Genomic DNA, 11910 nt, shown 5'->3' on the forward strand with positions numbered 1-11910 from the left:
GACACCACGGCTCGTGCACCGGCACTCCGCCGCCGTGCGGCGGCGGGCCGCCGCGGGCCCGCCCGGCTGCGCGGGCACGCCGTGCGGCGGCTCGCGAATCCCCCGTGCGGCTGGCGAATTCCCCGCGCGGCTCGCGAGTTCCCCGCGCGGGCCGCGCCTCCCCGCGAGGGCCGCGGGCGTCTTGCGCGGCCGCGAACTCCCCGCGAGGGCTGTTGACTTCCCGCGCCAGGCCGGACGGCGCGCAAGCCGGGACGGCGGGCGTGCCGGGAGGGCGGACGTGACGGGACGCGCGCGTCATGCCCGGATGGCGCGCGCCCGGCCTCCGCGCGGCTCGGCTCCGGCGCGGCGCGGGCCGTACGGCGGTGACAGGACCGGGGCCGGGCGGACTCCGTGGAGTCCGCCCGGCCCCGGGGGCCGTCCCCGCCGTATGCCGTATGCCGTATGCCGTATGCCGTATGCCGTATGCCGTACGCGGACGCCGTGCGCCGTACGGCCGTCGGGCCGGAGGCCGTCTCACTCGTGGGGCACCACCGCCACCGGCGACGCCGCCTGCCGCAGCACCGCGTCCGTCACCGGGCCGATGTGGGTGCCGAGGGAGGCGTGGCGGGCCGCCCGCCCCACGACCACCAGGGCGGCGTTCGCCGAGGCCTCCACCAGGTGGGAGCCGGGCCGGCCGATCGCCGCCTCCGCGGTCACCGCCACCCCGGGGAACTTCTCCCGCCAGGGCCGCAGCGCCTCGGCCAGCGGGCCGGGCAGCGCGTCGGTCTCCGCGAGGCCCGCCGCGACGGCCGGCTCGTCGGCCGGGCACCGGCCGTGGACGACCCGGAGGCCGGTGCCGCGCCGCACGGCGGCGTCGAAGGCGAAGGCGAGCACCGCGTCGTCGGGACCGTCGAGGTCCACGCCGACGACCACCTCGCCGTCCCGGCCGGCGCCCTCCGCCGCCGGCGCAGCCTCCGTCGCGGCGGCCTCGGCGGGACCCGGCCGCACGGTGTCGGCCCCGTCGGCGTCCGGCTCGTGGAACCGGACCAGCACCACCGGCCGTTCGGCCCGCGCCACCACGCTGCGGGCCACGGAGCCGAGCAGGAACCCGGCGGTCCGGCCGAGCCCGCGGGTGCCCAGCACCAGCATCTCGGCGTCCGCCGCCGCGGCCAGGAGCGCGGCCGCCGGATCACCGCCCGGCCGCTCGACGGTGATGTCGAGGCCGGGGTGGCGGCCGGCCAGGAAGTCACGCGCCCGGGCCGGCAGCTCGGCCGACCGCTCCGGGTCCGGCGGAGCCGCCATGCGCGCGAGGGAGGCGTACGGGACGATCGGCTGCTCCCAGGCGTGCACCAGCCGCAGCGGCACTCCACGCCGCACGGCCTCACGGGCGGCCCAGTCGGCGGCCTCGACGCTCGTACGGCGGCCGTCCAGGCCGGCGACGACGGGACGGACGGGGGTGAGCGACATTTCCATGCCCTCCTTCGGTGGATGCCTCCACTCTGCTGACGGGGGGACCCGCGGCAGGAGGGCCGAGTGGTCCACGGCGACGGAGCCGACCGGTCGGTCGGTGAGCGGGAGCACGCGGGGGAATGGGCGGGGCCGGTTCGTCCTTGGGGGGAGTGGGGCGGTCGACGTCGTCCCGGACCGGGACGTACAGTACCCCCTGGGGTATGGGGCGAGGAGTGATCGTGGAACTGGAACTCGAGGGCGACGGCCTCAAGGCCGTGCTGAACCGGCTGCGCCGCGCGCAGGGCCAGATCTCCGGAGTGATCCGGATGATCGAGGAGGGACGGGACTGCGAGGACGTCGTCACCCAGCTCGCCGCCGCCTCCCGCGCCCTGGACCGGGCCGGTTTCGCCATCATCGCCACCGGACTGCAGAAGTGCGTGGCCGACATCGAGTCGGGGCGGACCGACGGCGAGGACGCCGTTCGGATGCGGGCCCGCATGGAGAAGCTGTTCCTGTCCCTCGCCTGAGCGGGCGTACGGCCTGAGGACGGGCGCGGCAGGGGGCGTACGCGGCGGGGGCGTACGCCGCCGGGTGTGCGCGGCGGGGGCGTACGCCGCCGGGTGTGCGCCGGCCGTGTACCAGGCGTGGCGTGCGCCGCGCCGCCGGTCTCACGGCCGGGCGCGGCGCAGGGTGGGCAGGGGCGTGACCGGGGGCAGGCAGTCGTCCGTGCGGTGGGCCAGCAGGTTGACCACCCCGATCACGCCCTCCACCCGCCAGGTGAGGTGCAGGGCCACGGCGACGTCGCTGCGCAGCTCGACACGGCCGCGCAGCGTCACCACGCCGTCCTGGACCGACACGGTGACCGTCCCGGGCGGCAGACCCAGTTCGCCGGTCACCACCGTGCCGGTCACCTCGCGGCGGATGTCCTCGTCCGTACGCAGGAAGACCCGCAGCAGATCACGGCGCGTGGCGATGCCGATGAGGCGGTCCTCCTCGTCCACCACCGGCAGCCGCTCGATGCCGTGCCGCTCCATCAGGCGCGCCGCGTCCGGGACGGGCTGCTCCGGGTGCACGGTGACCGCGGGGGACGACATCAGGTCCTGGGCCGTGACGGCCCGGGCCGGCCCCCCGCGGGCCCGGGCCGCCTGCTCCCGCACGAGATCGGTTCCGGAGAGCACGCCGACCACCTTGTCGTCGTGGTCGACGACGGGCAGCCCGCTGATCCGGTGGTGGTCCAGCAGCCGGACCAGCTCCTTGAACGAGGTCGTCCGGTGGGCCAGGACGACCTCCCGCGTCATCACCTCACCGACGGTGTGCGATGCCATGTGCCGTGCCCCTAACGCTCCGGCCCGCCGCGCCACGGCGGCGGCGCGGCCGTCCTGCGGGCGGCGTCCCAGCGGTGCGCGACCCGTTCGGTCCGGGCCCGGAGCCGGTCCTGCAGCCGGTCGGCGAGTTCGTGGGCGGTGGCCTCCCGGGCGCGCACGACGACCAGATCGGCGCCCACCCGGATCTCGGCGCCCGCCGACCAGGGGCGTTCCACGTGGTGGGCCGCCGACCGCGTGACGCGGACCTCGCCGCTGACGGGCGGGAGCCCGGGGCGGTCGAGCACCGCGCCGACCTTCTCGCGGAGGTAGGCGAGCGCTTCCTCGTCCACCCCGCCCTCGGCCCGCACATGAAGGGTGGTGACGTCACGAGTGCCGCGGTCCCCGGTGGTCCCGGTGGTCCCGGTGGTCCCGGCAGTCCCGGCAGTCCCGGCAGTTCCGGCAGTTCTGGCAGTTCCTGCAGTCATGAGCTCCGCTCCTCGGATCGTCGCCGGACCCTCAGACTGCCGCCGCCCCCACCCCGCTCCCAGGGCCACCCGGCCCCGCCCGCGGGCCCGTGGGTCCCGGATGACGGGAGGCACTCCTGCACTCCTGGACCGCCGGGGCGCGCGACCCCGGTGACCGGCGGGGGCCGCCGCCGCACCGCCGCCCCACCACCCCTCGGCCCGCCGTGAGACGTCCGCTCCGGGACCGTTACCGTGGCGAATGGCGGAAGCGTTGGCCGTAGGTGCGTCGAAGAGCTGGAGGGTCCGCCGTGGGAAACCCCGAGGAGGAGGACGCCCGGGTACGCCTGCCGCAGCTGCGCCTGGACGAACTGCTGGGAGAGCTCCAGGCCCGCCTGGACGCCGCGCGGGGCACCCGGGACCGGGTCCAGAGCCTGCTGGAGGCGGTGCTCACCGTCGGCCGCGAGCTGGACCTGGAACAGGCGCTGCGGCGGATCGTCGAGGCCGCCGCGGCCCTGGTGGACGCGCGGTACGCGGCCCTGGGCGTGATCGGCCCGGACGGCAGGCTGCTGTCGGACTTCCTCACCGTCGGGCTCAGCGAGGAGGAGATCGCCCGCATCGGCCCCTACCCGGAGGGCAAGGGCATCCTCGGGGAGCTGATCCGGCACCCGGAGCCGCTGCGGCTGACCAACCTGTCCGAGCACCCGGCCTCGTACGGCTTTCCGCCCCACCACCCGCCGATGACGTCCTTCCTCGGCGTGCCGATCCGGGTCCGCGACCAGGTGTTCGGCAACCTCTACCTCACGGAGAAGCGGGGCGGGGCGCAGTTCGACGAGGAGGACGAGTCCGTCCTGTCGACGCTCGCGGTCGCGGCGGGCGTGGCCATCGACAACGCCCGCCTCTACGAACGGTCCCGGCTGCGTGAGCGCTGGCTGCGGGCCAGTGCGGAGATCACCCACAGCCTGATGTCCGGCAGTGAGCGGGGCGAGGTGCTGCACCTGATCACCGAACGCGCCCAGGAGATCAGCGGCGCGGCCCTCGCCGTGCTCGCGGTCCCGGTGGCCGGCACCGACAGGCTCACGGTGGAGCTGGCCATCGGCCGCGAGGCGGCGGCGCACCGCGGGCTGGTCCTGCCCGTGGACGACAGCCTGGTGGGCCATGCCTTCTCCACCGCCGCGCCCGTCACGAGCACGGACATCTCCCGCGACGAGCGGGTCTCGGCCGGCCCGCCGCGGTTCGCCGGCCTCGGCCCCGCGGTCGCCGTGCCGATCGGTACCGGCGGCGGTGTGCGCGGCGTGGTCCTGCTGGTGCGGGCGGCGGGCCGGGCTCCGTTCGCCGAGGAGGAGACCGGTCCGCTGCGGGGTTTCGCGGCCCAGGCGGCGGTGGCGATGGAGCTGGCGGAGCGGCGGCAGGACGCGGAGCAGATCGTGCTGCTGGAGGACCGGGACCGGATCGCGCGGGACCTGCACGACCTGGCGATCCAGCGGTTGTTCGCGACGGGGATGACGTTGCAGAGCGCGGGTCGTCTGATCGAGCATCCGGGGGCCAAGGAGCGGGTGCTGCGGGCGGTGGACGACCTGGACGAGACCATCAAGATCATCCGTTCGACGATCTTCGGTCTGCGTGCGCGGGACGACGGTGAGGCGCCGGGGCTGCGGGCGCGCGCGGTGCGGGTGGCGGGTGAGGCGACGCAGGTGCTGGGGTTCGCGCCGAGTGTGCGGATGGAGGGGCTGCTGGACACGCATGTGTCCAAGGAGACCGCCGAGCACATCGTGGCCGTGCTCTCCGAAGCGCTGACCAACGTCGCACGGCACGCCCACGCGGACCATGTCGAGGTGGCGCTGGAGACGGACGGGCGGCAGGTGCGGCTGACGGTGACGGACAACGGTGTGGGGATCCCGGCCGAGGGGCGGCGCAGCGGGCTGGCGAACATGGCCGAGCGGGCCCGCAAGCTCGGCGGTGACCTGGAGTGGAGCACGCCCGAGGGCGGGGGAACCCGCCTCGTGTGGCACGCACCGGTGACGGACCGGAACCGCTGAGCGGGCCGGCTGAGAGCGCCGCCGGACGGGGCCGCCTGAGGGGGTCGGCTGAGGGGGTCGGCTGAGAGGAGCGGCCGAGAAGGGCCGGGCGGGATCCGGGCCCATCGGGACCTTGACGGGGGCCGGTCGGCTCCTGCGCGGACGGGCCGCCCGGGAGTTGACTGGGAACGCGGAAGAGGCGGAGTGCCGGCACCGGGAGGGGCCGGCTCCGAGGAGGTCGCGATGCTCGTACGACAGCCCGACGTCAGGACGGTGACCGCGCTGGCCGGGGCGGCCACGGCCGCCCCGTCGATGCACAACGCGCAGCCCTGGAGGTTCCGCTACGACGGCGACACCACCACCGTGTTCCTGAGCGCCGATCCACGGCGGTCCATGCGCCGGTCCGACCCCGGCGACCGGGCCCTGCACATCGGCTGCGGCGCCGCCCTGTTCAATCTGCGGGTCGCCGCCGCGCACGAGGGTCTCGGCGCCGAGGTGCGGCTGCTGCCCGACCCCGCCGACCCGCTGCTGCTCGCCGCGGTACGTCTCACCGGGCCCGCCGCCGGCGCACCCGGCGGGGACGAGGACCCCGGCCTGGGCCGGCTGCACCCGGCGATCGCCCGGCGGCACACCAGCCGCTACCCCTTCGACGAGCGGGACATCCCCGAGGGCGTCCGCGAAACCCTGCGCGCCGCCGCGGCCCGGGAGGGCGCCGAGCTGCAGTTCCCGGGCGTCTGGCACTCCGAGGCGGTGCTGGAGCTGGTGCGCGACGCGGAGAGCCGTGACGCCCTGGACCCGGCCGCCAGCGAGGACCTGACGCGCTGGACCCGGCTGGGCGCCGAGGCGGACGCCGCCGTCGACGGCGTACCCGAGTACGCGTTCGGGCCGCGCCCGCGCGGCGGCAGGGCCCCGCTGCGCGACTTCGCCGGGCGCCGCCCGGTGGCCGACCGCGGCACCGCCGACTTCGAACAGCGGCCCCATCTGGCCCTGCTGAGCACCCGCGGCGACACCCGGGCGGACTGGCTGGTCGCCGGGCAGGCGCTCGAGCGCGTCCTGCTGGAGGCCACCTCCGCGGGTCTGGCCACCTCCCTGAGCTCCCACTCGCTGGAGAGCCCGGACCTGCGGCTGCTGACCCGCGACCCGGTCGGGGGCCACGGACATGTGCAGATGGTGCTGCGCCTCGGCTACGGACCGAGCGGCCCGGCCACGCCCCGCCGCCCCGTCCACGAGGTCCTGGACATCACCGGGCGGGTGCCGGACGCCTGACCCTCCCGTCCCCGGGAGCGGGACGGTAGGGCCGTACGGTCCCCGTTCGCGCGGGGCCCGCGGGACCGACCGGCCCGGGCCGCGCGGCCGTTCGTCCCCGAAATGCCCTTTCGGCCCATCCGGGACCCGCGGGGCTGATAGACGAGTGGCACAGCGCCGCGCGAACCGCGGACCCCCCACCACCCGCACTCCCGAGGAGACCCATGCTTTCGCCCGAGTCCGCCGCCGTCGTCCGCGCCACCCTGCCCGCCGTGGGCGGCGCCCTCGACGAGATCACGACTCGCTTCTACGCCACGATGTTCTCCGAACAGCCGCAGTTGCTCGACGGGTTGTTCAACCGCGGCAACCAGGCCAGCGGCGAACAGCGCAGGGCACTGGCCGGTTCCATCGCCGCCTTCGCCCAGGCGCTGCTCGCCGATCCCGACGCCCGCCCGGACGCGCTGCTGTCCCGCATCGCGCACAAGCACGCGGCGCTCGGCGTCACGGAGGACCAGTACACGATCGTCCACAAGTACCTGTTCCGGGCGATCGGCGACGTCCTCGGGGACGCGGTCACCCCGGAGGTCGCCGGCGCCTGGGACGAGGTGTACTGGCTGATGGCCGGCGCGCTCATCGCCCGCGAGGCGCGCCTGTACCAGGAGGCCGGCGTCGACCCGCGCCGCCCCTGGCGGCAGTGGACCGTCGTGGAGCGCCGGGAGGAGACCGCCGACGTGGCGTCCTTCCTGCTCCGCCCCGCCGACGGCGGACCGGTGCCGCCCGCCCGCGCCGGCCAGTACGTCAGCGTCCGCGTGCTGATGCCCGACGGCGTCCACCAGCTGCGCCAGTACAGCATCTCCGGCGCCCCCGGCGGCCAGGTGCGCCGCATCACCGTCAAGCGGGTCGCGAGCGTGGCCGACGCCCCCGAGGGCGAGGTGTCCAGCCAACTGCACCGCACCGTCCGCTCCGGTGACGAGCTCACCCTGTCCGCCCCCTTCGGCGACGTGGTCCTCGACGACTCCGGGGCGCCGCTGGTGCTGGTGTCCGCCGGCATCGGATGCACCCCGATGACCGGCATGCTGGAGCACCTCGCCGCCACCGGCTCCGACCGCAACGTCTGGGTCCTGCACGCCGACCGCTCCCCGGCCGACCACGCGCTGCGCGCCGACACGCGCCGCCTGGTGGGCGAACTGGCCGACGCCCGCGCCGAGTTCTGGTACGAGCAGGACGCCGCGGCCGAACCGGGCGCGCACGAGGGCCTGATGGACCTCGACGGACTCGGCCTGCCCGCGGACGCCGACGTCTACCTGTGCGGTGCGCTGCCCTTCATGCGCGCCGCCCGCACGCAGCTGCTGAAGGCCGGCGTGCCCGCCCGGCGCATCCGCTACGAGGTCTTCGGCCCCGACCTGTGGCTGGCCCACGCGGAGGGCTGACGACGAGCCCGCGCGGCGGCCCGCGGACCTACCGAGCCCCCCGGCACCGGACCGGTGCCGGGGGGCTCGCCGTACGCGCCCGCCGCACGCGCCCCCCGTCCCGCCGCCGGGCCGCCGCACGCCCGCCGTCCCGCCGCACCGCGCCCGCCGGGCCGCCCGCACCCGCCCGCACCGGCCGGCGGACCGGAAGACGGGCCCGCACCGGCCGGCGGACCCGGAAGGCCCGCTGCGGGAGCCCCGCCCGCCGCGGGCGGCGGGTCACAGCAGGCCGGTCCAGTACGACCAGAAGCGGGTCAGCACCAGCATGGCGATCACGCCGTACCAGGCCGCCAGCAGGAGCCAGTGCGTGTCCAGCACCAGGGTGAGGAACGACCGGGCCGCCGCGGGCGTGCGGACGATCCCCGCCCTCAGGTTGTGCAGGGTGACGTACCAGAACAGGGCGATGGTCACGACCCACACCACGGCGCAGTACGGGCAGACGCGGTTGAGCACGTACAGCGACTGCCAGATCAGCCAGTGCACGAAGACGACGCCGGTGAACGCGCCCGCCTGCAGCGCCAGCCACACCGCCCGGTGCGGCCGGCCGCCGGTGAGGACGACCACGCCGAGGGTGACGACCGCGGCGAACGCGCCGAGGCCCAGCAGCATGTTGGGAAAGCCGAACAGGTTGCCCTGCGCGCTCGCCATGGCGCTGCCGCAGCCCACCACCGGGCTGATGTCGCAGGACAGCTGGTGGGTGGGGTCCTTCAGCACCCGCCAGTCCTCCACCGCCAGCTGGAAGGACGCGAGCCAGCCGACGGCCCCGGTCAGCGTCAGCAGCAGGCCGATCCGCCGGCCCGGCGCCGCGGAGCGCGCCCGCCCCGCGGCGTGCCGGGACCAGGCCGGGTGCGGCGCGGTCATGCCGCCCGCCGGCGCCGGGGCTCGCCCGCCGCACGGCCGCGCTGGTGCGGCAGCGCGCCGTGCCCCGCGGCCCGCGGCGCGGCGGCGCGGCGCCGGTAGACCAGGTACGGCCGGACCAGGTAGCCGACCGGGGCGCTCCACACGTGCACGAGCCGGGTGAACGGCCAGGCCGCGAAGAGCAGGCAGGCGCTCAGGGCGTGCAGCTGGAACAGCAGCGGCGCCCCGGTGATCGCCTCCGGCTGGGGCTGGAGGGTGAACACGCCGCGGAACCACACCGAGACGGTCTCCCGGTAGTCGTAGCCGCCGCCGAAGACGTTGTGCGCGGCCGTCGCCGAGATGCCGAGCAGCACGGTCGCGGACAGCAGCGGGAAGAGCACCTTGTCGCTGCGGTCGGTGCCGAGCCGGATCCGCCGGGTCAGCAGCCTGCGCGCGCACAGCATGCCGAGCCCGGTGACCATGGCGACGCCCGCGACCGAGCCCGCCCACACGGCGGTGGTGTGGTACGCGTGCTCGCTGACGCCCACCGCCTCCGTCCAGGACGCCGGGACCGCGAGGCCCACCACGTGCCCGGCGATCACCATGAAGGCCCCGAGGTGGAAGAGTGGGCTGCCCCAGCGCAGCCACCGGTGCTCGAGGAGCTGGCTGGTGCGCGAGGTCCAGCCGAACTGGTCCTGCCGGTAGCGCCAGACGTGCCCCACGGCGAACACGGCCAGGCAGATGTAGGGGAGGGCGACCCACAGCAGGAGGTCGGTACCTGAAGCGTTCATCGGGGACCATCCGTGGACGACGGGAAGGGGGGCACAACGGTGGGCGGGGCCTGCTCGGGCGGCACGAAGGTGCCCGGCGGGGCGAAGGTGCCCGGCGGGGCGAAGGAGCCGCCCGCGTACGGGTCGAGGCCCACGTCCTCGTTCGGCGGCCCCTCGGCGGCCAGTTCGGCCACGGCCGCGAGGTCGGCCTCGGTGGCCGGCGGCAGCAGCGCGAGCAGCGCGGCCGACAGGTGCCGGTAGGGCGAGTCCGCGTCGGTCAGCGCCCGGTGGATCAGCTCCAGACCGCGCCGGTGCTGGCGCAGCGGGGCCTCACCGGCGCCCGGGCCGCACAGCGCGGCGAACTCCAGCACCACCGGCAGGTGGTCGGGCAGTTCCCCGCCGCCGGTCTCCCAGCCCGCGGCCCGGTAGCGCTGGGCCAGGGTGAGCAGGGCCATGCCCCGGCGGCGGGTGTCGCCGTGCAGGTAGTAGGTGAGGTAGAGGCTGCTCTTGCGCCGCAGGTCGAACATCTCGACGTAGTGCCGCTCCAGCGCCTCGGGCTCCTGCGCCGAGAACCAGTCGGTGAACAGGGCCAGTTCCACGGCGGCCGGCGACTCGGGCAGCGCCCGCACGGTGGCGGCCACGGTGGGCCGCGCGGCGGCGAGTTCGGCGTCCGGGTACTGCAGCAGCAGCGACAGCAGCCGCAGTACCAGCGCGCGGTCCAGGATCTCCTCGGGGGTGAGCCGGGACGGGCGGCGCACGGCCGCCCGCAGCCGGGTGCGGACGAGGGCGGGCACGGACCGGGTTCCCCCCGGGCGTCCGGCGCCGGTGGCGGGCAGCGGGCTCACGCGTGGCCTCCCGCCGGGGCGTCGGGATCGCGGCGGCGCAGGGTGGGGATGCCGAGCATCACCTTGCGCTCGGCGGGCTCGCCGGAGGACTCCACCGGGCAGCGGTTCTCCATGGCGGTGAGCGCGGCGGCGTCCTCCTTGTGCGCGGCCGGCACCACGTACCGGTCGTGGTACTTGGCGACCGCCAGCAGTCGGTGCAGGTCCTCCGCCTCCCGCGCGGTCAGCCCGACGGCCTTCAGCACCGCCTCGTCCCCGGCCTCGCCGAGGGTCCGCTCCCGCATGTAGGAGCGCAGCGCGGTCAGCTTCATCAGCACCCCGCCGACCACGTCGGTGTCCCCGGCGGTGAACAGCTCCGCCAGGTACTCCAGCGGGATCCGCAGCCGGGTCACGGCCGCGAACACGTGGTCCGGGTCGTCCTGGTCGCCACCCGCCGAGGTCACCGCGTCCAGGACGGGGGAGAGCGGCGGCACGTACCAGACCATGGGCAGCGTGCGGTACTCCGGGTGCAGCGGCAGCGCCACCTTGTACTTCGACACCAGCGCGTACACCGGGGAGCGGCGGGCCGCGTCCAGCCAGTCCTCCGGGATGCCCGACTCCCGCGCGGCGGCGATCACCTCGGGGTCGGACGGGTCGAGGAAGACGTTCCGCTGGGCGTCCAGCAGGTACCGCTCGTCCGGGGTCGCCGCGGCCTCGCCCACCTTGTCGGCGTCGTACAGCAGCAGCCCGAGGTAGCGCAGCCGGCCCACGCAGGTCTCCGAGCACACCGTGGGCTGCCCCGCCTCGATCCGCGGGAAGCAGAACGTGCACTTCTCGGCCTTGCCGGTGGCGTGGTTGACGTACACCTTCTTGTACGGGCACGCCGTGACGCACATCCGCCAGCCCCGGCAGCGGTCCTGGTCGACCAGGACGATGCCGTCCTCCACCCGCTTGTACATCGCGCCCGACGGGCAGGCCGACACACAGGCCGGGTTGAGGCAGTGCTCGCACAGCCTCGGCAGATGGAACAGGAAGGTCTGCTCGAACTCGAACTTCACCTTCTCCGCCCAGGCGCCGCTCAGGTTGGGGTCGCCGCCCGCGTGCTCGGGCGCACCGCCCAGCCCGTCCTCCCAGTTGGCGCCCCAGGTGATGGAGGTGGGCCTGCCGGTGAGCACCGAGCGGGGGCGGGCGACCGGCATGTCCGGGCCGGCCGGGGCGCTGACCAGGTTGTCGTAGTCGTACGTCACCGGCTCGTAGTAGTCCTCGATGGACGGCAGGTCCGGGTTGGAGAACAGCGACAGCAGCCGCTTGACCCGGCCGCCGGAGCGCAGCACCAGCCGGCCCTTGCGGTCCAGCGTCCAGCCGCCCTTCCACTGCTCCTGGTCCTCGTAGCGGCGCGGGTAGCCGACGCCGGGCTTGGTCTCCACGTTGTTGAACCAGGCGTACTCCACGCCGGTCCGGTTGGTCCAGGTCTGCTTGCAGGTGACCGAGCAGGTGTGGCACCCGATGCACTTGTCGAGGTTCATCACCATGGCGATCTGAGCCATCACACGCATG

The 11910-nt window shown here is 75.5% G+C and carries 11 protein-coding genes; 4 read left to right on the forward strand and 7 right to left on the reverse strand.

Features of this window, described 5'->3' with window-relative positions; genetic code table 11:
* Positions 1 to 513: 513 nt before the first annotated feature.
* Positions 514 to 1446, reverse strand: coding sequence for a universal stress protein (locus tag ACI2LW_RS07905; RefSeq protein WP_404730290.1), 933 nt, complete (start codon positions 1444 to 1446; stop codon positions 514 to 516).
* Between the two features lie 221 nt (positions 1447 to 1667).
* Here ACI2LW_RS07905 and ACI2LW_RS07910 point away from each other — a divergent pair, with 221 nt between their 5' ends.
* Complete coding sequence (locus ACI2LW_RS07910) at positions 1668 to 1955, forward strand: metal-sensitive transcriptional regulator (RefSeq protein ID WP_404730291.1); 288 nt, start codon at positions 1668 to 1670, stop codon at positions 1953 to 1955.
* A 141-nt stretch (positions 1956 to 2096) separates the two neighbouring features.
* On the opposite strand, the gene ACI2LW_RS07915 is transcribed toward ACI2LW_RS07910, so the two are convergent.
* Together ACI2LW_RS07915 and ACI2LW_RS07920 are read right to left on the reverse strand one after the other, a co-directional pair.
* On the reverse strand, positions 2097 to 2753 hold the full coding sequence (locus ACI2LW_RS07915; RefSeq protein ID WP_404730292.1) for a CBS domain-containing protein: 657 nt from the start codon (positions 2751 to 2753) through the stop codon (positions 2097 to 2099).
* 11 nt (positions 2754 to 2764) lie between these two features.
* Complete coding sequence (locus ACI2LW_RS07920; RefSeq protein ID WP_404730293.1) at positions 2765 to 3217, reverse strand: hypothetical protein; 453 nt, start codon at positions 3215 to 3217, stop codon at positions 2765 to 2767.
* A 287-nt stretch (positions 3218 to 3504) separates the two neighbouring features.
* Here ACI2LW_RS07920 and ACI2LW_RS07925 point away from each other — a divergent pair, with 287 nt between their 5' ends.
* The 3 genes from ACI2LW_RS07925 (at position 3505) to ACI2LW_RS07935 (ending at position 7886) form a co-directional block, all read left to right on the forward strand.
* On the forward strand, positions 3505 to 5232 hold the full coding sequence (locus tag ACI2LW_RS07925) for a GAF domain-containing protein (protein ID WP_404730294.1): 1728 nt from the start codon (positions 3505 to 3507) through the stop codon (positions 5230 to 5232).
* Positions 5233 to 5454: 222 nt separating this feature from the next.
* Positions 5455 to 6477 carry an Acg family FMN-binding oxidoreductase gene (locus ACI2LW_RS07930; protein WP_404730295.1) on the forward strand — a complete coding sequence of 341 codons (1023 nt, stop codon included), beginning with the start codon at positions 5455 to 5457 and terminating at the stop codon, positions 6475 to 6477.
* 203 nt (positions 6478 to 6680) lie between these two features.
* Positions 6681 to 7886 carry a globin domain-containing protein gene (locus ACI2LW_RS07935; RefSeq protein ID WP_404730296.1) on the forward strand — a complete coding sequence of 402 codons (1206 nt, stop codon included), beginning with the start codon at positions 6681 to 6683 and terminating at the stop codon, positions 7884 to 7886.
* Positions 7887 to 8144: 258 nt separating this feature from the next.
* Here the strand turns inward: ACI2LW_RS07935 and ACI2LW_RS07940 are convergent, their stop codons facing one another.
* Genes ACI2LW_RS07940 through narH form a run of 4 tightly spaced genes read right to left on the reverse strand, consistent with a single transcriptional unit; the run spans position 8145 to position 11909 of the window.
* Positions 8145 to 8786, reverse strand: a complete 642-nt coding sequence (locus tag ACI2LW_RS07940; protein WP_404730297.1) for a vitamin K epoxide reductase family protein — start codon at positions 8784 to 8786, stop codon at positions 8145 to 8147.
* Positions 8783 to 9553 carry a respiratory nitrate reductase subunit gamma gene (gene narI, locus ACI2LW_RS07945; RefSeq protein ID WP_404730298.1) on the reverse strand — a complete coding sequence of 257 codons (771 nt, stop codon included), beginning with the start codon at positions 9551 to 9553 and terminating at the stop codon, positions 8783 to 8785. Before narI ends, ACI2LW_RS07940 begins: the two co-directional genes overlap by 4 nt.
* The gene (gene narJ, locus ACI2LW_RS07950; RefSeq protein WP_404730299.1) at positions 9550 to 10377 is read right to left on the reverse strand and encodes a nitrate reductase molybdenum cofactor assembly chaperone; all 828 of its coding nucleotides are present in this window, start codon (positions 10375 to 10377) and stop codon (positions 9550 to 9552) included. The genes narI and narJ overlap by 4 nt, the downstream gene beginning before the upstream one ends.
* Positions 10374 to 11909: a nitrate reductase subunit beta gene (gene narH, locus ACI2LW_RS07955; RefSeq protein WP_404730300.1), complete on the reverse strand. Its 1536-nt coding sequence runs from the start codon at positions 11907 to 11909 to the stop codon at positions 10374 to 10376. The genes narJ and narH overlap by 4 nt, the downstream gene beginning before the upstream one ends.
* Position 11910 lies beyond the last annotated feature (1 nt).

It is taken from the genome of Streptomyces sp. NPDC004065 (assembly GCF_044903565.1).
GTDB lineage: Bacteria > Actinomycetota > Actinomycetes > Streptomycetales > Streptomycetaceae > Streptomyces.